At 73.2% G+C, this 24,533-nt stretch carries 21 protein-coding genes and 4 tRNA genes; 11 read left to right on the forward strand and 14 right to left on the reverse strand.

Translation table 11 applies throughout. From position 1 onward, the window contains the following. The first annotated feature begins 55 nt into the window (after window positions 1-55). On the forward strand, window positions 56-1,144 hold the full coding sequence (locus tag AB0J72_RS16530; RefSeq protein ID WP_363399458.1) for a type VII secretion protein EccE: 1,089 nt from the start codon (window positions 56-58) through the stop codon (window positions 1,142-1,144). Window positions 1,145-1,172: 28 nt separating this feature from the next. Here the strand turns inward: AB0J72_RS16530 and AB0J72_RS16535 are convergent, their stop codons facing one another. Then, entirely contained in the window at window positions 1,173-1,832 is a 660-nt protein-coding gene (locus AB0J72_RS16535) for a response regulator transcription factor (RefSeq protein WP_363399460.1), read from the reverse strand. Window positions 1,833-1,856: 24 nt separating this feature from the next. Further along, window positions 1,857-2,537 (reverse strand): helix-turn-helix transcriptional regulator, encoded by a 681-nt coding sequence (locus AB0J72_RS16540; protein WP_363399462.1) that lies wholly within the window; start codon window positions 2,535-2,537, stop codon window positions 1,857-1,859. A 212-nt stretch (window positions 2,538-2,749) separates the two neighbouring features. Between AB0J72_RS16540 and AB0J72_RS16545 the strand changes: the two genes are divergently transcribed. Together AB0J72_RS16545 and AB0J72_RS16550 are read left to right on the forward strand one after the other, a co-directional pair. Further along, window positions 2,750-3,427 carry a response regulator transcription factor gene (locus AB0J72_RS16545; RefSeq protein WP_363399464.1) on the forward strand — a complete coding sequence of 226 codons (678 nt, stop codon included), beginning with the start codon at window positions 2,750-2,752 and terminating at the stop codon, window positions 3,425-3,427. A 23-nt stretch (window positions 3,428-3,450) separates the two neighbouring features. Beyond that, entirely contained in the window at window positions 3,451-4,701 is a 1,251-nt protein-coding gene (locus tag AB0J72_RS16550; protein ID WP_363399466.1) for a HAMP domain-containing sensor histidine kinase, read from the forward strand. 163 nt (window positions 4,702-4,864) lie between these two features. Here AB0J72_RS16550 and eccB read toward each other — a convergent pair whose 3' ends face one another. After that, on the reverse strand, window positions 4,865-6,295 hold the full coding sequence (eccB, locus tag AB0J72_RS16555; RefSeq protein WP_363399468.1) for a type VII secretion protein EccB: 1,431 nt from the start codon (window positions 6,293-6,295) through the stop codon (window positions 4,865-4,867). 4 nt (window positions 6,296-6,299) lie between these two features. Then, window positions 6,300-7,682, reverse strand: coding sequence for a type VII secretion integral membrane protein EccD (eccD, locus tag AB0J72_RS16560; protein ID WP_363399470.1), 1,383 nt, complete (start codon window positions 7,680-7,682; stop codon window positions 6,300-6,302). Between the two features lie 133 nt (window positions 7,683-7,815). Here eccD and AB0J72_RS16565 point away from each other — a divergent pair, with 133 nt between their 5' ends. Beyond that, window positions 7,816-9,564 (forward strand): protein kinase, encoded by a 1,749-nt coding sequence (locus tag AB0J72_RS16565; RefSeq protein WP_363399472.1) that lies wholly within the window; start codon window positions 7,816-7,818, stop codon window positions 9,562-9,564. Between the two features lie 46 nt (window positions 9,565-9,610). Next, window positions 9,611-10,048, forward strand: coding sequence for a hypothetical protein (locus AB0J72_RS16570; protein ID WP_363399474.1), 438 nt, complete (start codon window positions 9,611-9,613; stop codon window positions 10,046-10,048). Window positions 10,049-10,149: 101 nt separating this feature from the next. On the opposite strand, the gene AB0J72_RS16575 is transcribed toward AB0J72_RS16570, so the two are convergent. The 7 genes from AB0J72_RS16575 to AB0J72_RS16605 all read right to left on the reverse strand — a co-directional run bounded on the left by AB0J72_RS16575 (window position 10,150) and on the right by AB0J72_RS16605 (window position 18,091). Beyond that, window positions 10,150-11,640 carry a tetratricopeptide repeat protein gene (locus AB0J72_RS16575; RefSeq protein WP_363399476.1) on the reverse strand — a complete coding sequence of 497 codons (1,491 nt, stop codon included), beginning with the start codon at window positions 11,638-11,640 and terminating at the stop codon, window positions 10,150-10,152. A 3-nt stretch (window positions 11,641-11,643) separates the two neighbouring features. Beyond that, window positions 11,644-12,255 (reverse strand): hypothetical protein, encoded by a 612-nt coding sequence (locus AB0J72_RS16580; RefSeq protein WP_363399478.1) that lies wholly within the window; start codon window positions 12,253-12,255, stop codon window positions 11,644-11,646. Beyond that, entirely contained in the window at window positions 12,245-13,999 is a 1,755-nt protein-coding gene (gene treS, locus AB0J72_RS16585) for a maltose alpha-D-glucosyltransferase (RefSeq protein WP_363399480.1), read from the reverse strand. The genes AB0J72_RS16580 and treS overlap by 11 nt, the downstream gene beginning before the upstream one ends. A gap of 97 nt (window positions 14,000-14,096) precedes the next feature. Further along, the gene (locus AB0J72_RS16590) at window positions 14,097-15,014 is read right to left on the reverse strand and encodes a carbohydrate ABC transporter permease (RefSeq protein ID WP_363399482.1); all 918 of its coding nucleotides are present in this window, start codon (window positions 15,012-15,014) and stop codon (window positions 14,097-14,099) included. Further along, entirely contained in the window at window positions 15,011-16,282 is a 1,272-nt protein-coding gene (locus AB0J72_RS16595) for an ABC transporter permease subunit (RefSeq protein ID WP_363399484.1), read from the reverse strand. The genes AB0J72_RS16590 and AB0J72_RS16595 overlap by 4 nt, the downstream gene beginning before the upstream one ends. Continuing rightward, the gene (locus AB0J72_RS16600) at window positions 16,282-17,586 is read right to left on the reverse strand and encodes an ABC transporter substrate-binding protein (RefSeq protein ID WP_363399486.1); all 1,305 of its coding nucleotides are present in this window, start codon (window positions 17,584-17,586) and stop codon (window positions 16,282-16,284) included. Before AB0J72_RS16600 ends, AB0J72_RS16595 begins: the two co-directional genes overlap by 1 nt. Before the next feature lie 10 nt (window positions 17,587-17,596). Continuing rightward, entirely contained in the window at window positions 17,597-18,091 is a 495-nt protein-coding gene (locus AB0J72_RS16605) for a hypothetical protein (protein WP_363399488.1), read from the reverse strand. 269 nt (window positions 18,092-18,360) lie between these two features. Between AB0J72_RS16605 and AB0J72_RS16610 the strand changes: the two genes are divergently transcribed. After that, window positions 18,361-19,464 carry a uroporphyrinogen-III synthase gene (locus AB0J72_RS16610; protein WP_363399490.1) on the forward strand — a complete coding sequence of 368 codons (1,104 nt, stop codon included), beginning with the start codon at window positions 18,361-18,363 and terminating at the stop codon, window positions 19,462-19,464. A 105-nt stretch (window positions 19,465-19,569) separates the two neighbouring features. Here the strand turns inward: AB0J72_RS16610 and AB0J72_RS16615 are convergent, their stop codons facing one another. After that, window positions 19,570-20,226 (reverse strand): cellulose binding domain-containing protein, encoded by a 657-nt coding sequence (locus AB0J72_RS16615; RefSeq protein WP_363399492.1) that lies wholly within the window; start codon window positions 20,224-20,226, stop codon window positions 19,570-19,572. Between AB0J72_RS16615 and AB0J72_RS16620 the strand changes: the two genes are divergently transcribed. The 5 genes from AB0J72_RS16620 (at window position 20,201) to AB0J72_RS16640 (ending at window position 22,826) form a co-directional block, all read left to right on the forward strand. Next, window positions 20,201-20,272: transfer RNA gene (locus tag AB0J72_RS16620), tRNA-Glu, on the forward strand. The genes AB0J72_RS16615 and AB0J72_RS16620 overlap by 26 nt on opposite strands. Before the next feature lie 3 nt (window positions 20,273-20,275). Continuing rightward, window positions 20,276-20,348: transfer RNA gene (locus tag AB0J72_RS16625), tRNA-Ile, on the forward strand. A 3-nt stretch (window positions 20,349-20,351) separates the two neighbouring features. Beyond that, a tRNA-Thr gene (locus AB0J72_RS16630) sits at window positions 20,352-20,423 on the forward strand. Between the two features lie 13 nt (window positions 20,424-20,436). Next, window positions 20,437-20,509: transfer RNA gene (locus AB0J72_RS16635), tRNA-OTHER, on the forward strand. A 1-nt stretch (window position 20,510) separates the two neighbouring features. Then, window positions 20,511-22,826 (forward strand): hypothetical protein, encoded by a 2,316-nt coding sequence (locus AB0J72_RS16640; protein ID WP_363399494.1) that lies wholly within the window; start codon window positions 20,511-20,513, stop codon window positions 22,824-22,826. 257 nt (window positions 22,827-23,083) lie between these two features. On the opposite strand, the gene AB0J72_RS16645 is transcribed toward AB0J72_RS16640, so the two are convergent. Beyond that, window positions 23,084-23,689 carry a hypothetical protein gene (locus tag AB0J72_RS16645; protein WP_363399496.1) on the reverse strand — a complete coding sequence of 202 codons (606 nt, stop codon included), beginning with the start codon at window positions 23,687-23,689 and terminating at the stop codon, window positions 23,084-23,086. A 70-nt stretch (window positions 23,690-23,759) separates the two neighbouring features. Beyond that, the gene (locus AB0J72_RS16650) at window positions 23,760-24,458 is read right to left on the reverse strand and encodes a hypothetical protein (RefSeq protein WP_363399498.1); all 699 of its coding nucleotides are present in this window, start codon (window positions 24,456-24,458) and stop codon (window positions 23,760-23,762) included. Window positions 24,459-24,533 lie beyond the last annotated feature (75 nt).

Below are 24,533 nucleotides of genomic sequence, written 5' to 3' on the forward strand. Positions count from 1 at the left end.
GGCAGCAACCTGCAGCGCCGTTTGCAACCGCGGGCCGGCCGCGCAGGCTCAGCCGGTGACGAGTATCGGTTTGGCCCCGACCGGCGAGCGGTCCGGCGTCCCCGCGCTCGGCGGGGTCGGGGTGCTGCAGCTCATGTGCTGGAACCTGGTCCTGATCGCCGTCGCCCTGGCCCTGGACGAGTCGTGGCCGACGATCGTCGCGGTCGCGGCGGCCGCCGTCGCCGTCGCAGCGTTGACCGCTGTGCGCCTGCGCGGTCGCTGGCTGTACGAATGGCTGGTGTTCGCGTTGCGCTACCGCATGCGTGAGCGGGGCTGGGACCTGTCCGCCGCCGGTGAGACCGGCCGTGCCCTGCTGGACCGCATCGCTCCGGAGGCCGTGGGCGTCACCAGCGCCGGCGACCCCGCCGTGTTCATGATCAGCCGGGCCGAAGGGATCACCGCCGTCCTGCTGCCGGCCTCGGCCGCGCACGACCTGACCGAGGCGATACCGGCGCCGGCGACGCTGCTGCCCGCGCACGACGAGCAGGCGTTCGCCTTCGCCGTGCAGGTCGTCCACCACGCCGGGATGAACCGGACCCGCCCGCCGCGGATCTGGGTCGCCGTGCAGGCCCTGCGCACCGCCGAGGTGTACCGCGACGCCGACCTCGGGCAGGCGCTGGGCAACACCGTGCGGCGGGTGCAGCGCCGGTTCCGCCGCGACGGCCTGCCGGCCAGGACGCTCTCCGAGCCCGAGGCGCTGGGCACCCTGGCCGCGCTCGCCCACGTCAACGGCGGCCGGAGCACCGTCCGGGAGCAGTGGCGGCAGTGGCAGAGCGGACCGGTCGAACAGGCGGTGTTCCGGCTCGGCGGCTGGGGCGAGCTGGCCCCGGCGGTCGCCACGCACCTGCTGGGCCGGCTGCTCACCGCGGCGCCACAGGCGGCGGTGACCGTGGCCGTCACCGCGCACCGCACGCCGGTCGGGACCGTTCCCACGGTGACTGCTCTGGTACGGATCGCGGCGACGAGCACGGCCGCGCTGGACAGTGCCGGGGTGGAGCTGACCCGGCTGGTCCGCGAGCGCGGCGTCGACCCGGAACGCCTCGACGGACGGCACGCCTGGGGCGTAGCAGCGACCCTGCCGCTCGGCGTCGTCACGGCCCGGTGAAGCCTCGCCCCGTGCGGGTCCGGCTCCGTCACGCGCCGATGCGGTAGCCGGTGCCGCGCACGGTGTGGATCAGGGGCGGGTCGCGGAGCTTGCGGCGCAGCTGCGCGACCACGACGTCGAGCACGTTGGAGGCCGGGTCGGCCATCTCGTCCCAGGCGTAGGAGATCAGCTCCTGGCGCGACACCGGCCGGCCCGGCGCCGACATCAGCCGCTCCAGCACCAGGAACTCCTTGCGCGTCAACGTCAGCAGCACCCCGGCCCGGGTCACCCGGTGCCGGCCGCCGTCGAGCTCGACGTCCGCGCACCGCAGGACCGCCGGCCGCCCCGCCGGGCCACGCCGGCAGAGGCTGCGCACGCGGGCCACCAGCTCCGCCATCGCGAACGGCTTGACCAGGTAGTCGTCACCGCCGAGGCGCAGGCCGTCGATCCGGTCGGACTCGCTGTCGCGTGCGGTGAGAAACAGCACCGGCACCTGCCAGCCCTCTTCGCGCCGGCCGTGCACGAACCGCAGCGCGTCACCGGCCGGCAACATCCGGTCGAAGACCGCGCAGTCGTAGGCGTTGACGAACAGGGCCTCCTCGGCGACCGGCAGGTCCTCCGCGGCGTCGACCGCGAAGCCGGCACTGCGCAGTGCCACCTGCAGCGCCGCCCGCAAGTTGTCGTCGTCCTCGGTGATCAGTACCCGCACAGGGGCACGGTACCGATCTTGCAGTCAGTCCAACAGCCAGCCCCGGCCCACGGCCTTCGCCCCGGCCTGGAACCGGCTGCGCGCGCCGAGCCGGTTCATCAGGTCGGCCACCATCCGCCGTACCGTGCGCACCGAGATGTCCAGCCGCGCCGCGGCCGACTCGTCCGTGCTGCCGGCGTTGAGCAATGCGAGCAGGGCCCGCTCCCGGGCGGTCGGCGTCAGGCCGTCGCCGCCGTCCACGCCGTCGGGCAGGTCCACCGGGATGAGCGGCACCGCGACCGGCCAGATCCGCTCGAACAGCTCCGTCGTGGCCGTGATCACGCTGGGCAGCCGGAGGACCGCGACCTGGGCGGGGCGCACGGCGCTGGACCCGTCCGCGGACAGCAGCGTGGTCGTCCCGTCGATCACCACGGCGTCCACCGGCACCTCCGCGTCGGTGCGCACCTCCGCACCGGCCAGCGCCGCGTTGCTCAACCTGCGGGACAGCCGCGCCGAATCCGGGAACAGCACCCGGTACCGCACTCCACGGCGCAGGTTGTCGCGGTCGACCCGCCGGAATGCGCCGATCGGCCCGGCGGACGCGCCGGTGCTCATGATCAGCACGTCGCTGACGGCCGAGCCGAGCAGCGCGTCGATGCCGCCGAAGACATTGGCCGGACCGCCGGCCGTGACCAGGCCGGGCGCGCGGGCTTTCAGCGTGTTCATGGTGGTTGAAGCCTCCGTCGACAGTGGTTCCGGGCACGGGCGCGGCCCGTCATGTTCCTGCCAGATCACATTGGGGGCGTGATCTCTGGCCGCGGAGGCGTTAGCGTTCAGGGCGTTGCTCTGCACCCGTTCGCCTCGCGCGGTGTTGGCCCCGATCCGGCTGGAAGCGTTTCGCACACGATCAACAATCTGCTGGCATACGTGAGGTTTCGATGACACGGGTGATGATCGTCGAGGACGACGAGAATCTGCGGGTCGCGGTGGCCGCGAAGCTGCGCGCCGACGGCTTGGACGTCGAGGTCGCCCGGGACATCGCGACGGCGGACCGGGCGCTGCGCGAGCTGGACTTCGACTGCCTGGTGTTCGACCGGATGCTGCCCGACGGTGACGCGATCGGCTACGTCCACGCCCGCCGTCAGCAGGGCTGGAGCGTGCCGGTGCTGTTTCTCACGGCGCGGGACGCGCTCGCTGACCGGGTGGCCGGGTTCGAGCACGGTGGCGACGACTATCTGGTCAAGCCGTTCTCGGTGGCCGAGCTGACCGCCCGCGTGGCCAACCTCTGCCGCCGGTCCGGCACCGGCCGGCCGTCGGTGCTGCGCCACTCGGACCTGACCATGGACTGCGCGCGCCGTGAGGTACGCCGCGCCGGGGTGCTCCTGACGCTGTCGGCCCGGGAGTTCTCGGTGCTGGAGTACCTCCTCGCCCGCGCCGAGGAGGCGGTGGACCGGGCCGAGCTGACCGAGCACTGCTGGGACTCCCGGCTCGACCCGCTGTCCGGCCCCCGGTCCAACCCGGTCGACGTGGTCATCAAGCGCCTTCGCCGCAAACTCCACGAACCGGAGCTGATTCACACGGTGCGGGGCCGCGGCTACCGGCTGGGGTCCGCGTGACCGGTCAGGAGCGAAGTTCCAGGATGACCGGATCGTCCGCCGACCGGCTGCGCAGGCTCCGCTGGGTGCTGACCGCCGTGTTCACCGCGACGAACATGCTCGGGCTGGCGGCGTTCGCCTGGTGGATGATCCGGGACGACGCTCGGGAAGGCGTCTCGCGGACCGACGCGGAGCTGCGCCGGGTGACCTCGTCGGTGAGCCGGCTGGTCATCTTCGACCAGACCATCGACTTCAGCCTGGTCAACGTCGACGAGCTCAACGACTCGTGCCCGCAGTTCGCGATCATGCCGGGCGGCGCGCCCGCGTTCCAGGCGCACCTGTCCGGCCGGGCGTGCGTGCCGATGGATGCGGCGGTGCTCAGCGGGCTGGCCGCCAGCGCCGTGCGCAACCGCACCGTCGTCACCGGCTACCAGCACGGCACCGGCGGCGAACTCGTCCGGGTGCGGGTGGAGCCGCTGCTCAACCAGGTCCGTACTCCCGTCGGGGCGGTCGTCGCGGTCACCGACATGCGCCCGGAACAGCAGCGGCACAACCACCTGGTGCTGCTGGTGCTCAGCGGCCTGGCGGTGCTGGTCGGCGGGCTCGCAGTGGTCGCACACATCCTGTCCGGCCGGGCGATCCGGCCCGCGGCTGCCGCTCTGCAGCAGCAGGAGGTGCTTCTCGCGGAGACCGCGCACGACCTGCGGACCCCGGTCGCCGCGCTGCGCGCGCTCGCCGAGACCGCGCTGGACAACCCGGCGCAGCGCGCCGACCTGCTGCCGCGCACGGTCCGGCTGGCCGTACGCATGGGCGGCATCATCGACGGCCTGCTCACCCGCGCCCGGCTCGCCGCCGGGGTCGAGCACCTCGCGATCCAGCCGGTGTGGCTCGACCAGCTGGTCTCCGGTGTGGTCGACGAGACACCGGCCGACGGCGCGCAGATCACCCTCACCGCGGCGCCGACCAAGGTCAACGCCGACCCGGCCCTGCTGCAACGGGCCGTCGCCAACCTGGTCGACAATGCCGTGCGCTACGGACGCCAGCCCGGCGCGGAGGCGATCGTGCACATCACGGTGGCCGGCGGCACGGTCACGGTGGCCGACCACGGCCCGGGCATGGACACCGAACTCATGGACGAGTCGTTCGACCGCTTCTCCAGCACCGGCGGATCGTCGGGGCTGGGGCTGTCGATCGTGCGCTGGGTGGCCCAGGCGCACGGCGGCACGCTCTCGGTGTACAACGCCGACGAGGGCGGCGCCATCTTCGAACTGACCCTGCCGGTCAGCACATCTTGACCGCCAGGGTCACGCCTGCCGGCGCAAATGGCGCAGGCGGCGCAGCTGGACCATGGCGGTCGGCATGACAAGCACGAACAGCAGCACCGCCGGCGCGGAGCCACGGCCACTGTCGTAGGTCACATACAACAGGCCGTCCCGACCGCGTGCGGCTCCCCGGCGCTCACCCGGTGTGGTACTGCCGGGCCGCGACCGGATCGAGACCGGGCCCCTCCGGCAGCCGGGCGACCAGGCCCGCCGGCAGCCGCACCGGACGGGCACCGTCATAACCGAGCATCCCGAGGACGTCGGCCGAGGCGAGGGGGTAGCGCCGGCCCATGTCGGTCACCAGGGTCAGGGTGCCGACCGGCGCGCCCGGCGACGGCATCGCCTCGACGACGGCGGCCCAGCCGGGCGGGACGTGGATCCGGTCGGCGAGGGGGATGCCGCCGGGGCTGCGGCGGGTGGTCGTGCTCAGCGGGTCGGCCGGCGGCAGGGTGGACTCCGCCCACAGCCGCGGCGCGACCGCGCCCGCACCGAACGTTGCGCAGATGGTGGCCTCCTTGTCCCGGAGGCGGACCATCGCCGGCCGGGTGGCGGGTGCCGCGCCGGCCTCGGCGTTGACCGGCGAGCGCTGCCGGGCCGCGGCGGCCAGCGACGGCGCCAGCGGCACCGCCCCCGGGTCGCTGCCGGAGTAGGCGGCCAGGGTCGGCGAGTACGCGCGCTGGATGTCGTACTGCAGCTCGGTGATCGGCCGCAGCGCGTCAGCCTCGGCGACGTAGTACTGCCGCCCGCCGCCGGAGGTCTGCACCACCAGCAGCGTCCCGGCGCGGATGTCGGTGCGGCCGGGCACCGCGCTGGACGCCGCCCCGGCCTGCGCCATCGTGACCGGGCCGATCGGCTCCCCCTCGAGCAGCACATCCAGCCAGGCCCGGCCAACCCGCACCCACGACTCGGTAGCGAGGGCGAGACCGGTACCGACCGCCTTGTAGTCATCGATCTTGTGCCGGTACCCGCGCCAGACCAGGTACCGGTCGCCGGTCGCCACCAGCTCCACCAGCAGCGCCCGGTCGTCGACGTCGAGGCCGCGGGTGGGTGTGGCGCCGACGAGCAGCACCGATTCCTCGATCCTGCTGCCGGCGACGTCACTGGCGGGCACCGAGCACAGCGACCAGGACCCCGACAGCAGCCGGCCCTTGCCGGGCAGCGCGTCGGGCGCGTCGGGGATGCCGATCCGGGGGCCGCGCGGGACACCCACGATGGAGTTCCTGGACACCATGACGGTGCTGCCGTGGGTGCCGAGCAGCAGCAGCGCGGAGACGTAGTTGGTCACCGGGTGCAGCCGTCCGTTCAGGTTGACGTACCGGGTGCCGGTCTCCTTCTCCACGATCACCGCGTTGTCCTGACGCCAGGCGTTGTTGCCGCCGGGGCGCAGCATCCCGTAGACGCCGAAGCCAGCCAGCAGCACGATCGCGAGCGCGACCCCGGTGATCGCCGCGACCGACGAACGGCGAAACGGCGGCTGCTCCGGGTCGGTCTCCCCCGTCACCAGCGCCGAGGTCGCCCGCTGGACAAGGAACTGGTACGCCTGCAGCTGATCGCGGTTGGAAGCCACCGGCTCAGCCCCCCAGGCCGCGGACGTAGCCGAACAGGCCGAGCACCCAGCACGCCACCGGCACGACGGCAACCACGATCAGTATCTCCGCGTATTCGGCGAACCGGCCCAGGTAGGCGTTCGGGACGCGGGTGCTGTAGACGACACCGGCCATGACCGCGACCGCGGCGGCGGCGAACAGCAGCGGCCCGGTGGACACCAGCAGCGCGGTCCGGTCGGCCATGAGCGGGCCGAGGACCAGGCAGCCGAGCCCGAACACGCCGGCGACCAGCAGCGGCACCCGTTGGCGGAGGATGGGGTACAGCCGTGCCCGCAGCAGAAAGCCTGCGGCGAGCAGCGCGACCAGCACCACCGCGGCGGTGCCACCGTGACGGATCAGCGTCACCTGGCAGCACAGCACCACCCCGCACGAGCCGGTCAGCATGCCGGTCAGCAGCGCGTCGGCGCGGGCGACCGCCGCGTGGACCAGCGGGAGCGGCGGCTGCGGGTCGTCGCGGACCAGGTCCGCGGTGGAGCGTGGCAGCACCGGCATCGGCACCCGGCCGAGGCGCAGCGCGAGCGTGCCGAACGTCGTGGACAGCGCCAAGATGCCCCCGGCGGTCACGGCCGCTGCCTCGTGGGCGTCGAACTCGCCGGTGGTGGCCAGCCAGCCGCCGATCACGCCGAGCAGGCCGGCCACGGCCGCCGTGGCCCACACCTCCGGCGCGGCGGTCACCCCGGCCTGGCCGACGAGGGCGGCCAGCAGCAGAACCGCCCCGGCCACGATCAGGTGGCCGGCCGACAGTCCGGTCACCGGCCGGTCCCCGGCGAGCAGCAGCCCACCGCCGGCGAACGCGAACGGCAGCGCCACGGCGGCGAGCACCGCCCCCACCCCGGCGTCACCGGCCGCGCGGGCCAGCACCACGGCCGCGATCAGCAGCACCAAGGCCGCCCCGAGCGCCCACAGCGCCGGCGCCGTCCACGGCGGCCCGGCCCGGACCACCGCGACCAGGCCGAGCAGCACCGCCACGACCCCGGCGGCCAGACCGGCCCGGCGGGTGTGCCGCGGCCCCCACGCGCCGCCGGTGCGCCCGGAGCCGGTCGCGATGGCATACACCAGGTCGTCGTACTCGAGCTCGGGCCATTCGACGCGCCGCTCCGTCAGGTGCAGAACCTCGCCGTCGAGTACCCGGTGCGACGCGAGGGTCCGGTCCGGGTTGAACGTCGTGCCGTCGGCCCGGCGCAGCAGCCAGCCGCCGGTGCTGACGGCGTCGTCGGCCAGCCCGTCGCCGGCCCGGGCGAGCAGGCCGGGGAGGATCTCGGCGACGGCGGCGTGCTCCGGCAAGGCGATGTCGATCCGCCGTTGCGGCGTGGCGATCGTGACCCTGACCAGACTGGTACCCTGCATGCGAGTCAGCTTCCACCGCGGCGGCCGGAGGCGGTGCAATTCGGCAGGATGCTGCCGCGCAGCGGTGGCGGCCGGTCGACGAACCTACCGTGAACACGTGCGAACCTCAGCGGTGGAGCGGGGATCAGAGCTTGTGAGCAGCGAGACCGGCGGTGTCGTTGTCGGACCGGACGCGCTCGCCACCGGTCCCGCCGCCACGGTATACGCGGGTCAGCTGGCGGACACCGGCGCGCAGATCGCGGTCAAGCTGTTCGCCGACCGGTTCGACCGGGACACCATCGCGCAGCTCGGCCGCGAACGTCAGGTGTTGGACGCCTTGCGATCGGTGCGCGCGATCCTGCCCGTCGACGGCGTCGTCGACCATCCGGACGGCCGGTCCGGGGTGCGGATGGAGCTGTGCCAGGGTTCGCTGGCCGAAGTGCTCGCTGCCCGTGACGCGCTGCCCGTGAACGAGGCGCTCCGCGTGGGGCTGACGGTGGCGACCGCGCTCGCCGCCGCCCACGGCAAGCATCTCGTGCACGGCAGTGTCACGCCGCACAACGTGCTGTTCCGCCGCTCCGGCGAGCCGGTCCTCGCCGACTTCGGCTTGGCACTGCGCGAGCAGTTCCCGCGGGACCCGATGCACGCGCTGGAGTACACGGCGCCGGAGACGCTGCGGGACAGCATCCGGACCGAGGCGACCGATCTGTACGGGCTGGGCGCGCTGCTGTATGCCGCGCTGGTCGGCACGCCGCCGTTCGCCCGCCGCACCGGCCAGCCGCCGGGTGAGCGGATCCTACGGGTGCTGAAGGACCCACCACCGCGGGTCCGGCGCCCGGACGTCCCGGCAGCACTCGCCGACGTGGTCGGCCGGCTGCTGGCCAAGGACCCGGCGGACCGGCCGGTCGCGGCGGCCGTCGTGACGCTGATCGAGCACCTGCAGGAGCCGGCGGCCGCCCCGGGGTCCGACGGCCCGGCGCCGCCCGTCCCGCAGCATGCCGAGCCTGCGCCGCCCGTCCCGGCAACCGATGCGCTCGCGTCGCCTGTCCCGGCAACCGATGCGCCGGCGTCAGCCGGCCTGGCGACCGATGCGCCGGCGCCGCCCGCAGGTGCGCCGTCGGCGGTCCCAGCCGGCGACACGGACGGCCTGGACGACCCGCTCGGTCTGGACGACTTCGACTTCGACGACTTCGCCGACAGCCGCCGCGCGGCGCCGGCGCCCGACCTGCTCCGGCCGGAGGATCCATCGACCGGCGCCGCACCGGCCGATGATGTCGCATTGCCCGCCGCCCCGTCGCCGGGCACCCGACCGTCCGATGACGTGCCGTCCGATGATCCGTCACCCGGTGCAGCGTCGCCCGATGACCCGCTGCCCGGCGATGCCGCAGCGCCTGGCGATGGCTCGCCGCCGCGCCCTCGGCGGACGCTGGTGTACAGCACCGGCGGGAGCGGCTCGGCGCGCCGGCGGGTCCGTGGACGGCCGGCCCTGTTCGCCGGCCTGGGCGTGCTCGTGGCCGGCCTGACCGTGGTCCCGATCGTCCTGTCGCAGGACGGTCCGGCGCCGTCGGCGAGCACACCGCCGGTGGCGGCGGCACCGCAGACCGGGCAGACCGCGGCACCGCCGTCGAACGACCCGTCGACGGTGAACCTGAGGCTCGCACCGCCGGTCGACCAGGGCAGCCACGTCCAGCTGACGTGGCAGGCCGACGGCGACCTGGACTTCGCCGTGGTCGTCGCCGGCGAGCGCATCGAGACGATGGTGCTGGTCGCCAACCGGCAGCGCACGATGCGGGTGCCGATCGACCCGGCCCGCAAGTACTGCTTCCAGATCCGCGCCACCGACGGCCGCGAGGTCTACACCACCGAGCCGCTACCGATCCGCGGCGCCCGATGCAAGGTTTGACACTCCGCCGCGTGCCAGGTGGCCGTCCGGCGGTACCGTATGGATCATGCCGACGCGTGGTCGCCCGCCATGGGTGTGGTTCGCCGCCGCGGCGGTGGTGATCGCGCTGGCCGTCGTCGTGGTCGTCCGGCTGCGCGGGCCGGAGCTGGTGGACGTCGGCCCGCCGGCCAGCCGCGTGACCATCGCCGGTGAGCTGACCCTCGAGCCCGCCAGTCCCATCGCGGGCGGCATGGTCGCTGCGCGCGCCACGCTCAGCGCGGACCGGGACATCACGCTGACCCGGCTGACCGTCAAGGTCCGCGACGAGTCGGGCACGTCCCACGACTTTCCCGCGCTGGAGAACGTCACGCTCGGCACCGAGGCCCGCGAACTGGTGCTGCGCCGCCGGTTCGACACGCAGGGCACGTACACCTATTACCTGACTTACCAGCTCGCGGGCGAATGGGTCGACCTTCCGCCGTGGCAACAGGTCACGGTGAGCTGAAACAACCCACGTCGCGGCACGCGGCATGAACGACGGGGACCACCGACAGGGCGGCGGCCTTGCGCGTCGGTCATGGTGGGCTGCCGGCATGACGACGGCCGTCAGCCGGAAGACAGACGACCGCGCAGCGCGGCGGCCGCCGCGGTGGCGGCTCGCCCTTCGCGGTGATGGCGTTGCTGCTTGAGGTACCAGCCGAGCCATTCCAACGACTCCGCGACGCCGCCGAGATGGTTGGCGGGATGGTTGGCGGGATGGAAGTCGTCCACCGCGGCGACGAGGGTGGCGGCCTCCGCGGTGCTGACCGCCGCCTCCTGGGCACGGTCCAGACGGGCCAGCCGTAGACCGAGATTGCTCAGGCTCGACAGGAGGCCGGGAAGGTGGCTGCCGGGGTCGGTCAGGCGCAGCCGCCGGTACACCTCGACCGCTTCGCGGGTGGCGCTGTGCGCCTGCTGGTGCTGGCCGACGTCGCACCGCCGGATGCCGAGATTGTTCAGCGCCCGCGCCAGGTCCGGCAGGTGACGCCTGGGATCGGCCTCGGCCAGCCGCCGGTAGCGCACGACGGACTCCTCGGAGATGGTGGCGGCGTCGCCGTGCCGCCCGACCGTCGCCAGCCGGGCGCCGAGACTGTCCAACGTGTCGGCCAGCAGCACGTCGACACCGCCGGGCGTGGCCGAGGCGGCGGTCTTCCGGTAGCAGTCGACGGCCTCGGCGGTGGCCTCGACCGCTGCGTCGTGCCGGCCGAGCCAGGCCAGCACCAGGCCCAGATTGTGCAGCGTCTTCGCCAGCGCGGGCAGCCTGCGCGGGTCGGCGGCCGCGGCCTGCCGGCACAGGTCGACGGCCTGCCGCAGCAGTGGCAGCGCCTCGGTGAGCCGCCCGTCCCGAGCCAGCCGCAGGCCATGTGCGGTGAACTCGTCCGCGCGGGTCAGCGCGTCCGGCGGCGCCGCGCCGCGGGCCCGGCCGTCAGGGGTGATGGTGACGCCGTGCCGGTGGAGCAGCGCGGTGCAGAATCCCATCAGCTCCGGCCGGGTCCGCACCAGTTCGTGGTACAGGTCGGTCGCCTCGTCGAGGGACGGCTGCGCGTCGGCGTCACGGCCCAGTGCGGCGAGCTCATGGCTGTGCGTCACCAGCGCCACCCAGTACTCCAGCTGGCTCGGGCCGGCGCCGGCGGCCGCCCGGTACCGCTCGATCGCCTCCTGCAGCACTGCGGCTGCCTCCGCGTGGCTGCCCATCTCACCGAGCTTGACGCCAAGGTCCGTCAGTGCCGACGCGAGCGCGAGCTGCCCGGCGCCGGGGTCGGACCGGGCCGGGCCGCGATGCAGGTCGACCGCTTGCCGCATGCAGTCGAGGGCTTCCTCGTGCCGGCCCAGCTCCGCCAGCTGGTTGCCAAGGTTCGTCAGCGACAGTGCCAGGTTGCGCCGATGGGTCCGCGGATCCGCACCGGCGAGGACGCGATACAGCTCGGTCGCCTCCGCCACGAGCCGGCGCGCCCGCTCGCGCTGACCGTGCACCCCGAGGACGAGGCCGAAGTGCTGCAGTGCGGCCGCCAGGTGCGGCAATTCCTCGGCCGCCTCCATCGCGTCGGTGGCCGGCACCGTTCAGGACGCGGCCCGTGTGGTGGAGCGCAGCGTCACCGCGCCGCGTCCGCCGACGGAGAGGATCTGCCGGCCCCGGCCCGTGTGCGCCTCGCAGGTGACGCCGAGGACCTGCGCGGAGCGCATCAGCAGCCGCAACGACCGGCCGTCGGGTGCCCGCAGCCGCAGCCCCGCCCGTGAGTGCCGCGGCGCCCCGGTCAGCAGCGCGCACCGCCAGACCGCCACGGCCCGGGTCCGCAGCCGTGTCTCGTCCGCGGCACCGTCGCCGAGCAGCAGGTCGGCGGCCCGGGTCCACTCGTCCTGCAAGCGGGCCAGGACGCTGCCGGGTTCGGCAGCCGCGACGTCCACGACGAACGTCTCGTAGCGGCGGCGGATGCCCGCCTCCCGGCGGCCCGTCCAGCAGTCGACCTCGGGCACGGCCCGTATCACCTCGGCGAACCTGGCCGCCGCGTACTCGGCCTCGAACTCCACCCGCAGTGGCGCGCCGTCCCACGCGGCGGCGACCACCTCCCAGTCGGTACGCCGCCGCGCCGCCGTCGCATGACGCAGCGGCGCGGTTCCGGCCAACAGCAGCAGGCTCGCCTCGAACAGGTCGGCGGTGTCCTCATCGGGCACGGGCACCGCCCCGGTTCCGGCCCGGCGCGACGATGCGGAACCAGTACGAGCCGTGACCGGGCAGGGTCAGCAGGTACGGCCGCCGCCCGATGCTCGGGAACGTCGTGTCGCCGGTCAGCTCCACCGGCACGTGACCGGCGAACAGGTCACCGAGCGGCAGCTGCACCGGCTGCGGGTGCCGGGACAGGTTGTGCACGCACAACAGCACCTCCTCGGCGCTGTCAGCAGCGTTGTCGGCAGCGGTCCGCGTGACGGTCTCGTCGCGGTACCGGCGCAGGAACGCGAGCACGGCGCCGTTGGTGCCGGTCAGCTCGGTGAAGTCGCCGAGGGCGAAAGCGGTGTGCCGCTTGCGGATCGCCAGCATCTTTCGGGTCCAGTGCAGCAGCGACGCCGGCTCCTCCATCTGCCGCTCGACGTTGACCGACTGGTAGCCGTACACCCAGCCGTTGTTCATCGGCAGGTACAGCCGGCTCGGGTCGCTGCGGGAGAACCCGCCGTTGCGGTCGACGTTCCACTGCATCGGGGTCCGCACCCCGTCGCGGTCGCCGAGGTAGACGTTGTCGCCCATCCCGATCTCGTCGCCGTAGTAGATGACCGGCGACCCCGGTAACGACAGCAGCAGCGACGTGAACAGCTCGATCTGGTTCCGGTCGTTGCCGAGCATCGGCGCGAGCCGCCGCCGGATGCCGAGGTTGAGCCGCATCCTGGGGTCCTGGGCGTATTCGCTGTACAGATAGTCGCGCTCCTCGTCGGTAACCATCTCCAGGGTCAGCTCGTCGTGGTTGCGCAGGAACGTGCCCCACTGGCAGTTGTCGGGGATCGCCGGGGTCTGCGCGAGGATCTCCGAGATCGGCACCCGGGACTCGCGGCGGACCGCCATGAAGATGCGGGGCATCAGCGGGAAGTGGAACGCCATGTGGCACTCATCGCCGACGGTGGCGTCGCCGAAGTACTCCACGAGGTCCGTCGGCCACAGGTTCGCCTCGGCGAGCAGGACCGTGCCCGGGTACTCGTCGTCGACGATCTTCCGGATACGTTTGAGGTACTCGTGCGTCTCCGGCAGGCCGGCGCACTCGGTGCCCTCACGGGCGAACAGGTAGGGCGCCGCGTCGAGCCGGAACCCGTCGATGCCGAGGTCGAGCCAGAAGCGCACGACGTCGAGCATGGTGTCGGCGACGACGGGGTTGTCGTAGTTGAGGTCCGGCTGGTGGTGGAAGAACCGGTGGAAGTAGAACTGCTGCCGCACCGGGTCGAACGTCCAGTTCGACGTCTCGGTGTCGGCGAAGATGATCCGGGCGTCGGGGTAGCCGGTGTCGTCGTCCCGCCACACGTAGAAGTCGCCGTAGGGGCCGGACGGGTCGGTGCGGGACTCCTGGAACCACTGGTGGGCGTCGGAGGTGTGGTTGAGGACGAGGTCGGTGATGACCCGGATGCCGCGGGCGTGCGCCTCGTCGAGCAGGGTCACGAAGTCCTCGACGGCGCCGTACTCGGGGCTGATCGCGGTGTAGTCGCTGATGTCGTACCCGCCGTCGCGGCGCGGCGAGTCGTAGAACGGTGGCAGCCAGATGCAGTCGACGCCGAGCCACTGCAGGTAGTCCAGTTTGGACACCAGGCCGAGCAGGTCGCCGCAGCCGTCGTCGTTGGAGTCGAAGCACGCCTGGGTGAGGACCTCGTAGAACACGGCCCGCCGGAACCAGTCGGGTTGGACCGGCAGCCGCCGGGCGGTGCGGGTGTGCTGGTGCATCGTCGTTCCCGTCGGATGGGTGGGGTGGGGTGGGGACGCGGCACGGCCGGCGGGTCGTCGTCGACCGGCCGCCGCGGGCGGGGAACAGGTGGCGTCGTTACCGGGGCGAGCCGGCCACGGTGCTTTGCAGGAAGAACCGTTGGAACAGGAAGAAGACCAGCAGCGGCACGGCCATCGAGACGAACGCACCGGGCGCGATGACGTCCACATTGGACGGGAAGGAGCGCATCTGCTCCTGCAGCGCCAGGGTGATCGGCGCGTTGTCGGGCCGGGCGAAGACCAGTGCGACGATGAGGTCGTTCCACACCCACACGAACTCGAACACCGCCAGCGACGCCAGCGCCGGCCGGGCCAGCGGCAGCACGATCCGGCGGAGGATCACGGCCTCGCTGCCACCGTCGATGCGGGCGGCCTCGATGAGGTCCGGCGGGATGGCCAGGTAGAAGTTGCGCAGGAGCAGGACGGCGAACGGGAGCCCGAACGCGACGTGGAACGCGACGACCGCGGGGATGGTGCCGGCGACACCGAACGCGGCGAACAGCCGCGCATCGGGGATCAGTGCCGTCTGGACGGGGACGGCGACGAGCCCGGCCAGGCTCAGCATGACGGCGTGCCGGCCCCGGAACGCCAGCCACGCCAGCGGGTACGCGGCGACGGCGCCGATCGCCACGACGAGGACGGTTGCCGGGACCGAGATCAGCACGGTGTTCCACAGGGCGTGGGTCAGCCGGCCGTCGCCGACAAGACCGCGGTAGTTGCGCAGGGTGAGCTGTGTGGGCTCGGTCAGGACGGTCCACCAGCCGGCGCCGCTGTTGGCGGCGGGGCCGCGCAGGCTGACGATCGCGAGCCCGACGGTGGGGACGAGCCACCACAGCCCGACGGCGAACAGGGTGACCTGCGCGGCCGTCACGGCGAAGCGGCGCGCGGCCCGGGCGGTGCGGCTCGGCGCGGCCGGGGGTGGTTCGGACCCGGCGGGCACGAGCTCGGGTGCCTCGACCGCGGCGAACAGGCTCATGGCTCGCTCCTTCGCAGCCGGTGCACGTTGTACAGCACCCCGGGCAGCACCAGGACGAGCAGCAGCACGCCGAGGGCGCTGCCGCGGCCGATGTGGTCGAAGGACGACCGCCACATCTCCAGCGCGACGACGGACGCCGAACCCTGCGCGGACTCCGGGGCGAGCACCAGGACGAGGTCGAACACCTTGAGGACGTTGACGGTCAGGGTGACGAGGATGACCACGACGACGGGCCGCATCATGGGGACGGTGACGCGGCGCAGGATCTGCCACTCCCCCGCGCCGTCGGTGCGGGCGGCCTCGAGGGTCTCCTTCGGGATGCCGGCGAGCCCCGCGGTGATCAGGACCATCGCGAACCCGGCCCAGATCCATACGTACGCGCCGATGAGCGCCGGGGTGATCAGTGCCGGGCCGAGCCAGGTGAGGCCCGCGAACGGGGCGGTGAAGTTGTCCGCGGCGAGCCGCACGACGTAGCCGCCGCCGCGCAGCTGCGGCACGGTGAAGGTGCCGTCGGCGGCGGTGCGGGTCCGGGCGACGACGGCGCCGTCGCGGATCACCTCGACCGCCATGTCCGGCAGTCCCCGCTCGCCGGTGTCGACGGCGCCGGGCCGGCCGCCGACGGCGGTGAAGTCGGACCACACCACGCCGTGCACGCCGGCGCCGCCCTCCCCGCCGGTGCCGGCCTGCCGGGCCTGCGCCGGCAGTCGCTGCGGTGCCAGCCCGACCAGCGGCAGGAGCACGTTCTCGCCGGCGGTGACCGTGCCGGCGGTCTGCAGCGCCCCGCCCGCCGGCACGAGCGCCCGTTCGTCGCGTGGGCGCGCGCCGTGGTACTGCGACGGCGGCCGCACCGCGTCGTGGGCGGTGACGACGGCGGCGTTGAGCGCACCACGTTCGGGGCTCTCGTCGTACACGAGGCGGAACGCGACACCGGCGGAGACCAGCGAGATCGCCATCGGCATGAACAGCACCACCCGGACCGCGGTGGCCCCGCGGACCCGCTGGGCGAGGAACGCGACCAGCAGCCCGACGGCCAGGACCAGGTTCGGCGCCACGACGATCCAGATGGCGTTGTTGAGCAGCGCCCGGCGGATCTGCGGGGTGGTGAGGATGTCGGCGTAGTTGGCGGTGCCGACGGCGGTGCGGCCGCCGGCGTCGTGGAAGCTCAGCCACAGTGTCTGCCCGATCGGGTAGACGAGCAGCACGGCGACGATCACGACGGCGGGCGCCAGGAACCACGCCGCGGTCGAGAACTTGGCGGTGCGCCCCATCACGCCGCCCCGTACGCCTTCGCCGCGGCGTCCTCGAGCCGGGCCGCGACCACCGCCGGGTCGCTCGCCGGTGCGGCGAGGTACGCCTGGAGCAGCCGCCACATGGACGCGCCGTTGCCGCCGCCGAAGCTGCGGGGTGTCATGTCGGACAGGTCGAAGCGCAGCGTCTCCGCGTGCAGCAGCGTCTCGGCGAGCTCCCGGGTGGTCGCGTCGGGGTAGACGGCCGTATCCAGGTTCCGGTTCACCGACAGGAACCCGCCCCGCCCCGCCATGATCGCGGCCGCCTCCGGCGACGCCAGGTATGCCATGAGGTCCATCGTCACCGGCCGGTCCGTGAACGCCACGGCGGCGTCACCGCCGGCGACGACCATGTGGCCGGTCCCGGCGAGCGACGGCCAGGCGAAGTGCCGGGCGTCGCTGCCGACCCGGTACACGCCGAGCTTGGCGATCTCGGTGGTGACGAAGTCCGCCTCGTACAGCATGGCCGAGGTCGGCTTCGCGCCGAAGACGTCCGCGACCGAACGGGTGAACGTCGTCTGCAGCGCGACCTTGGGGCCGCCCTGCAGGAACTGCGGCGCCGCCCAGTAGCGGCCCATGGTGCGCAGCGCCTCGACCACGGTCGGGTCCGTCCACGGCAGTTCGTGCGCGGCCAGCTGGTCGTACCGCTGCGGGCCGGCGAGCTGCAGGTAGACGTTCTCGAACCAGTCGGTGAGCGGCCAGCCGTCGGCGCCCGGGACCGTCATCGCCGGGGTGCCGGAGTCGACCAGGGTCTGCGATACCTCGGTCAGCTCGTCGAGGGTGGCCGGTGGGCCCACCCCCGCGGCGGCGAACGCGTCGGCGCGGTACCAGATGACGGACTTGTTCGCCGCCTTGAAGTAGACGCCGTAGAGCTGCCCGCCGACGGTGCCGAGCTGCTGCCACTGCGGTGAGAAGTTCGCCCGGACCGCGGTGGCGACCGCGCCCGTGACGGGCTTCGCCGCGCCGCTCGCGGCGTACTGGGCGAGCACTCCCGGCTGCGGGATCATCGCGACGTCCGGTGGGTTGCCGCTGCCGAGCCGGGACGACACCAGCACGCTGAGGTCGCTGCCGCCGGAGGTGTACCGCACCCGCGCGCCGGTCTGGTCGCCGAAGGCCCGTAGGACCCGTTCGAAGTTCGCCTGCTCGGCGCCGGTCCAGCTGCCCACCACCTCGACCGACTGTCCGGTGTAGCGGCCCGTCGCGGCGGCCGCGCCGGCCGAGCAGCCGGCGGCGAGCAGCAGGGTGCAGCACAGCCCGGCGGCGGTGCCGCGCCACCGTCTCAGCATCGCGGCCTCGTCACCGCGGGTCGCCGTCGGCGGTGAGCACCCGCAGGTGCCGGAGGTCGACGGCGAGCATGACCGCGTCGCCGGCCTCGGCGGTGCTGCGCGGGTCCACGCGCGCCGTCAGTCTCGGTGCCGGCTGCCAGCCGGCCGCGTCGGCCACCTCGACGTCCAGGATGCGGTCCGAACCGTCCACCCGGACGGCTCGGACGATGCCGTGCAGCACTGACGCCGTCCGGCCGGCACGGCCCGCTCCGGGCGGTAGCCCGACCGACGCGTCGTGCAGGTGCTCGGGCCGGATCTCGACGAGCACGCGCCGGCTGCTGTACTGCTGCTGGAGGTGCGACTGGTCGAGGCGGCGCCGCAGCCCCGGGACCGGCATCTGCTGGCCGCACACCTCGAGCGTGAGGCTGCCGCCGAGGTCGATGAGGACGGCGGCGAAGACGTTCATCGGCTGCCGCGCGGCGGAGCCCAGGTCGGCCTCCCGGACCAGCAGCGTGTTGTGCCCCATCCGCACCCCCTCGGTCGACGTGCCCGCGTGTCACCACGAGTGTTCGTCCTCAGCGGCGGCGCGCACCAGGGTTCGCGGCAGCGTGTGACCCTTCTGCAAAGCGCCTCACAAGATCACTGACGACCGGGCCCGCCGATCCCCGACCGCGTCCACCTGCACGGCCGGCCCGCCCAGATGATCGACACCCGACCGGATGTTGCCAAACAGTGACCTACGACCATCCGACGGCATACGATCCGGACCCGGCCGGTCCCGGAAAGGAGGTCGCGGTGCAGCACCCGGCGGTCCCGTCGCTGCTGGCCGGCTTCACCATCGCCGTGATCAGCCACCGGCGCCGGCACAGCCTCGCCGACCTCCTGGAGGGCCACGGCGCCCGGATCGTCTCCGTCCAGGGTGTCCGGGCGGTCCCGCAGCCGGACGGTGCCGCCGTCACCCGGGCCACGGCCGAGGGCCTCGCCGGGCCGGTAGACGACGTCCTCGTCGCCTCCGCCGGCGGGATACGCGCGTGGCTGCAGGCGGTCCCCGACCCGGAGCGCCTGCTGCGGGTGCTGCGCACCGCCCGCCTGCTCGCCGCTGACGCCCGCGCCGCCGACGCCCTGCGCGGCTTCGGACTCCGGGACATCCTGTCGACCGCCGCCGGGTCCGCCGACGAGCTCTTCCGCCACCTGCTGACCCACGCCCCGTCCGGGCGGCACGTGGTGGCCCAGCTCGACGCGCCGGTGCAGGCCGAGGCGTGCGAGACACTGCGACTCCGGGGCGCCGGCGTGGTGGAGGTGCCGACGTTCCGGTCCGAGCCGCCGAACGACGTGGTCGGCCTGCGCCGGGCGGTCGAGCTGATCACCCGCCGCCAGCTCGACGCGGTCGCCTGGCTGGACTCGCTCTCGACCGGACACGTGCTGCGGTTCGCCGCGGACCACGGGCGGCTGCCGGCGCTGACCGACCAGCTCGGCGCCCACGTCGTCACCGTCAGCCGGGGGCCGCTCGCGGCCGGGGTGCTGCGCCGGCACGGTGTGGCACCGTCGGTGCCGCCGCTGCCGTTCGACGAGGAGACGGCCGCGCTGCTGGCCAGGTCGGTGCTGGACCGGGCGGTGCACGCCACCGTCGGCGCCCTGACCCTGGAGGTGCGCGGGCACGCGGTCCTGCTCGACGGCCGGCTGTACCCGGTCCAGCAGGGACCCGTCGACGTGCTGCGGGCGCTCGCCCGGGCGCCGGGCGACGTGCTGTCCAGCGCCGACCTCCGCCAGCAGGTCCCCGGCCTGGCCCACGTGGACGACCATGCGATCGAGATGGCGGTGTCGCGGCTGCGCCGGTCGGTCCCCGGCGTCGAACTGGTCCACACCGTGATCAAACGCGGCTACCGCCTCGCCGTCTGATCCGTCAGCCATCGGATGCGCTTCGAGCGAGCTGGGCGGCGTCTCCCGCACAGCTGCCGCCGCCCGCCGCCACGCTTCGCTGCGTGGCGGCGGGCCTGCAGGGTGCTATGCGCTGGTGCAGGTCAGCGTCGGTGTTGTCGCGATCCCGGTGCCGAGCAGACCGAAGGTGGTGGACGCCCCGGCCGCCACGGCGCCGTTGTAACTCTCGTTGACGACGCTGGCGTTCGACCCACTCGTGGTGAGCTTGCCGTTCCAGACCTGCGAGATGCTCTGACCACTGCCGAGCGACCACTTCACCGCCCACCCGGTGATCGCCGAACTCCCCGCCTTGACCGCCACCTTGCCCTGGAAGCCGCCCTCCCAGCTGTTGACCGTGCTGTAACTGGCCGTGCAACCCTTGCCGGCGGACGGTGTCGGTGAGGCCGACGCGGACCTGGTCGGTGTCGGCGACGCGGTGGCGGACTTCGTCGTCGGGTGGTGCTCCCGCCCGCGAGCGTGGGGCCGGCGCAGGGCTGGACCAGGGACGGCACGGCGGAGGCGGGGTCGGCCGTGTAGCTGTAGGGCGGGTTGGTGAACGGTGTGACGCCACCGCCCGTGCCGCCGGCCCCGGGCGTTGGGCCTTGATGCAGGACACCGAAGGCAATTGCTTTCCGCTGCTCGAAGGGCGCTGCTGAGCAGTACAGGAGCGAAAACGGGACGACCGGAGAGCACCAGGCTTGTATGGTCGGGATCGCGACGACGTGGAGCTCGGCAGCAGAGCACCGGGCTCTCAACCCGGAGGGCGCGGGTGCAGGTCCCGCCGCGTCGGCCTCGACATGAAGCTCAATCAGCAGAGCACCGGGCTTATAACCCGAAGGGTGCGGGTGCGACTCCCGCCATGTCGGCAGCGACGTGTAGCTCAGTCAGGAGAGCGCCGGCTCGTAATCCGGTGGGCGCGGGTGCGACTCCCGCCACGTCGGCAACGCACGACGACAGCGTGTAGCTCAACGAGACAGAGCGCCGGGCTTGGCCCCGGTGGGTGCGGGTGCGAGGCCCGCCACGCTGGCATGGCCGCGAACACCGACCCCACCCCGGACCCGACCACCTCCACGGGGGCACCGACCAGCGTCAACCTCGGCTACGCCGTGGACCAACTGGCGCGGGCGCTCGTCACCGCGACGACGCACGAGGACGCCGACACCCGCCACCGCGCCGACCGCCGCATGGAGCGGTGGGGCGCCGTGCTGCGCGGCGTCCTGGACGGGAAGCTGACGATCGGATCCCGTACACCGGTCAAGGACCTGCCGGCGTGGGTCACGCCGGGTGTCGTCCGGGGTGGCTTCGCGACCGGGTCGGCGGCCGCCGAAGGCCCGTTGCTGCCGCACGAGCAGGCGCTCGCCACGAGGATGCGTGTTGCCGCCGACCGAGCGGAGTTGTTCCGCCACCACCTGAGCAAGCAAGGCCTGACCGATCTGTGGACGCTGCTGGATACCGGCGCGTACCGGGTGGACCTGCCGGAGGAGGCGGCCCTGCTCACCGTCGCGTGGCTGGTCCGGGCCGGCGACGGCGAGGCCGCGTCAGCGGTCGTGGAGGAGATCGCGCCGTTCGCCGGGCGGCTGCGGTTCGCGCCGCAGCCGGCGGACTCCGCGCCGGCCGACCCGTCGATCGTGTGGCGGCACAGCGCGGGCGAGGTCCGGGAAGAGCTTGCCGCCCGCCGCCCCAACCCGCAGATCGAGGCGATGCGCGAGGCACTCACGGTCTGGAACCCGTTCGCCGACGAGCTGCTCACCCACTGGCTCGCCACCGTCGTCGACGGCCGGGTCGCCGAGCAGGCCGACGCGGAGTGGACGGCCCGTTCCCGCACGCTGCTGGCGCGTTACACCGCGCTCGCCGACCGGCACCGGCACTGCACGAAGCACCGCAACCGCAAGCAGAACCTCGCAGTTCTGCGCAACGCCCTCGCCGAGCACCTCACCGGGCAAGGTCTCGCCCCGCGCACCCGGGGATTGCTGCAGCACGCGGTCGACAGCATGGTGCGCCGTCGTGGTGCGCCCGGCTCACCGGCGCACACCACGCTGCGCGCCGAGCAGGCTGCGATCGGCGCCGTGCCGACCCACCACGGGATCGCCCGGGTCCTCGTCGCGCGCCTGGCCGCCCTGCCGCAGCACGTCGGGGTCCGCGACGTCGACGCCGCCCTGCGGCCGGTCGAGGCCGGCGAGGCACCCGATGCGGCGATCCCGGTCGGGACAGCCATCCCCGACGCGTTCGGCACCGCCGTGCGTCGCGCCGCCGCCGGCACCGTCGAGGAGCTCCTCGACGCCGGTGTCGTCCCGTCGGCCGAGGTCCTGGCCATGCTCGTGCCGCAGCTGGCGGCGGCGAGCACCGCCGCCGCATACCGTGACCCGGCGCTGCGGCAGCTGATGACGGCAACCTACCGCGCCTTCCGCAACCGCCGGTCGCTGCTGCTGCTCAACCTCGAACACCAGGTGCGGCTGGAGGAACTGCCGTGGGTGCGGGCGGTGCAGGCCCACCGGCACGCCGACGCCGACACGCGTGGCGCCGCAGCCGGGGCCCTGCGCCGGCTCGGTGAGCTCACTCTGGATGCGTTTCCGGCGACTGTACTGCCGAACCCGCTGGTCCGTGAGCTCAGCGCGCTCGGGGCCGAGACCGGCCTGCGGCTGCCCTGGGTCGAGGAGCTGGCAGCCGACATCTTCATGGGGACGTTCTCCGCCAAGTACCTCGCCGCCGCACAGATCGCCGGCGGTCTGCTCACCGGCAGCCTGTACGAGCGCTACTACGGCATCGACTACGCCGCCCTCACGGCTGTCGACGACGTCCGCAAGGAAAGGTACGGCGCCCGGACGTCGCCGACGTTCGACGCGCTGTGTGCCGAGCGGGCGCGGGCGAGCGGATCGACCGGTTCGAGGTCGGTCGCCGCCAACGGCACGGTGATCGAGCAGGCGCAGATCCTCACCACCCACAACCTCGCCACCCTCGTCGGGCCGGCCGGCGTCCGCCCGGCCGGCGACTGGGCGACGCTGGCGTGGCGGGCGTTCGTGAAGGCGAAGACCCTCGCCGCCCAGGTGCCGGCCAGCCCGCATCCGCTGCCGATCGTCAAGGACATCGCGTACGCCTGGCGCCACCTCGTGTTCTACCTGTCGATGCCCGGCGCCGGTCCCGCCGACTTCGTCCGGACGGCCCGCAACGACGTCGACGGCCTGCCGTTCCACGTGCAGATCCGGCTCCAGCCCGCGATCGGCGGCCTCGAACACGTCGTCACCGGCGGGACGTTCCCCCCTGACGGCACGGCGGCTCCGGACCGCCGGCGGCTGCTCGGCTGGTCGACCGGCGGCCACTGGATGCTGCCATCACGGTCCGCCTGACCGCGGGCAAACCGGAACTTCGACGGAGCTGGACAGGGCGAACGCATCGCCGCGGCGACACCGGCCGGATGAAGATGGTGCTCGCCCGGCAGATGCGGCAATCGCTGCTCGACCGATGTTCGGGCTGATCTGGGCAGCAATGGTCGCCGGTCGACAGGACGCCGGCTCTGGCGTCGTGCAGGCAGAGACGACCCAGGGTGTGTCCGGGCGTCCAGACGGCCCGTGGTTCGTGCCGGGTGAGTGGCAGCAGGTCGCCGTCAGGCCCTGCTGCCCGCGTACCGCCTGGCCCAGGCGACGAAGTCGGCGCTGTCGGCCTTCCACGCCACGGTCCGGCGCAGCAGCTCCTCGAAGCGCTCCCCGGGCCCGTCCCAGGCCGCGAGCGCCGCCTCGACGTCCGGCGCCAGCCGGTTTCGCCGGGTCAGTTCGGTCCGCAGGCGGTCACGGTCGACGAGGGCGCGCAGCAGCTCGACGTGGCCCGCGAGCAGCAGGTCGGCGAGGAGGTCGCCGGTGGCGACGGCGGAACCGGCGTCGGTCACCGTCCAGCCCAGCCCGTGCGGCCCTCCGCCGGGCGCCGCCACCCGCTCGATGAACAGCCCCTCGTCGGCTCCCGGCACACCCCGCATCGATCGCCGCTTCCCGGAGAGCGAGGCCACCCAGTCCACGATCGGCGCGGGCGCCGCGGCGACGTTCACCAGGAACCGCTCCATGCCAGGCAACGGCGAGGAACCCCGCAACTCCACAAGCGCGTGGTCCCCGTGCTCGTTGCTCAGGTAGAAGACCCGCCCTTGCCGCGCAAGCCCCTCGGCCCGCAACCGTTCCCCGACGGCGTCGGCCACGGCGTCGATCAGGGACTTGCGCGGCAATTCGCACTCCTTGTTCAGCGTTGCTGTGCCAGGTGCCAGGCAGACATCCCAGGGTCCGTGGCGACTCGGGTCATCGCCGTTCGCGATATGCCAGGTACTCGCGGATCCTGGCGATCGCCGAATCGAGCTCGGCGATGAGGTTCGCTTCGGCTGTCGCGGCGCGAGCAGTGTCCAGCAGGCGCAGTGGTGTGTCGCTGGCTATCCACGCCTCGATGCGTCCGTACTCATCGTGCACAGGTATCACGTAGCACGCGACGAACGAGGCCAGGTGTCGTGCGGCCGGTACAACGGGTGCGGCGGACCAGATGTCGAGGTACGGCTGTAGATCCTCGGCGAACTCACTCAACGCCTCGACCATTTCATCCGCGGCCATCGCGGTGGGCCAGGTGGCCAGGAAGTCCTGCCAGAGCGCGAACCGGTAGGACTCGACGACGGCTCGATCGTCCACCGGCCAGCCGGCCGCGGCCGTCTTCAGCCAGCCGAGCGTCTTGCCCAGCAATGTGGGTTCATCAAGCGCGCCAAGCGCGAACAGCTCCAGGATCCGCGGCAGGAAATGCAGCCAGTCGCGATCGTCGCCCCACGTCCCGCCGGCCTTCCACGCGAACCGACGCAGCTGCTCGGCCGACAGGCCCTCCAACGGGATCTCACACAGCACCCGGACTTCGTCCTCGCCCACGCAGTGCCGGCAGTACGACATGTCCGGATTCAGGGGGTACCGGGCACAGATCCGATACAGCGCGGTCAGTGCCTGAGACACCTCCTGCTGCATGTACCACCCCACGTCCCACCGCGCCGCAACACAACCGACGCAGACCGGCCAATGACCTTCCCGCCCGTCATGTTC

It is taken from the genome of Dactylosporangium sp. NPDC049742 (assembly GCF_040674675.1).
GTDB lineage: Bacteria > Actinomycetota > Actinomycetes > Mycobacteriales > Micromonosporaceae > Dactylosporangium > Dactylosporangium maewongense.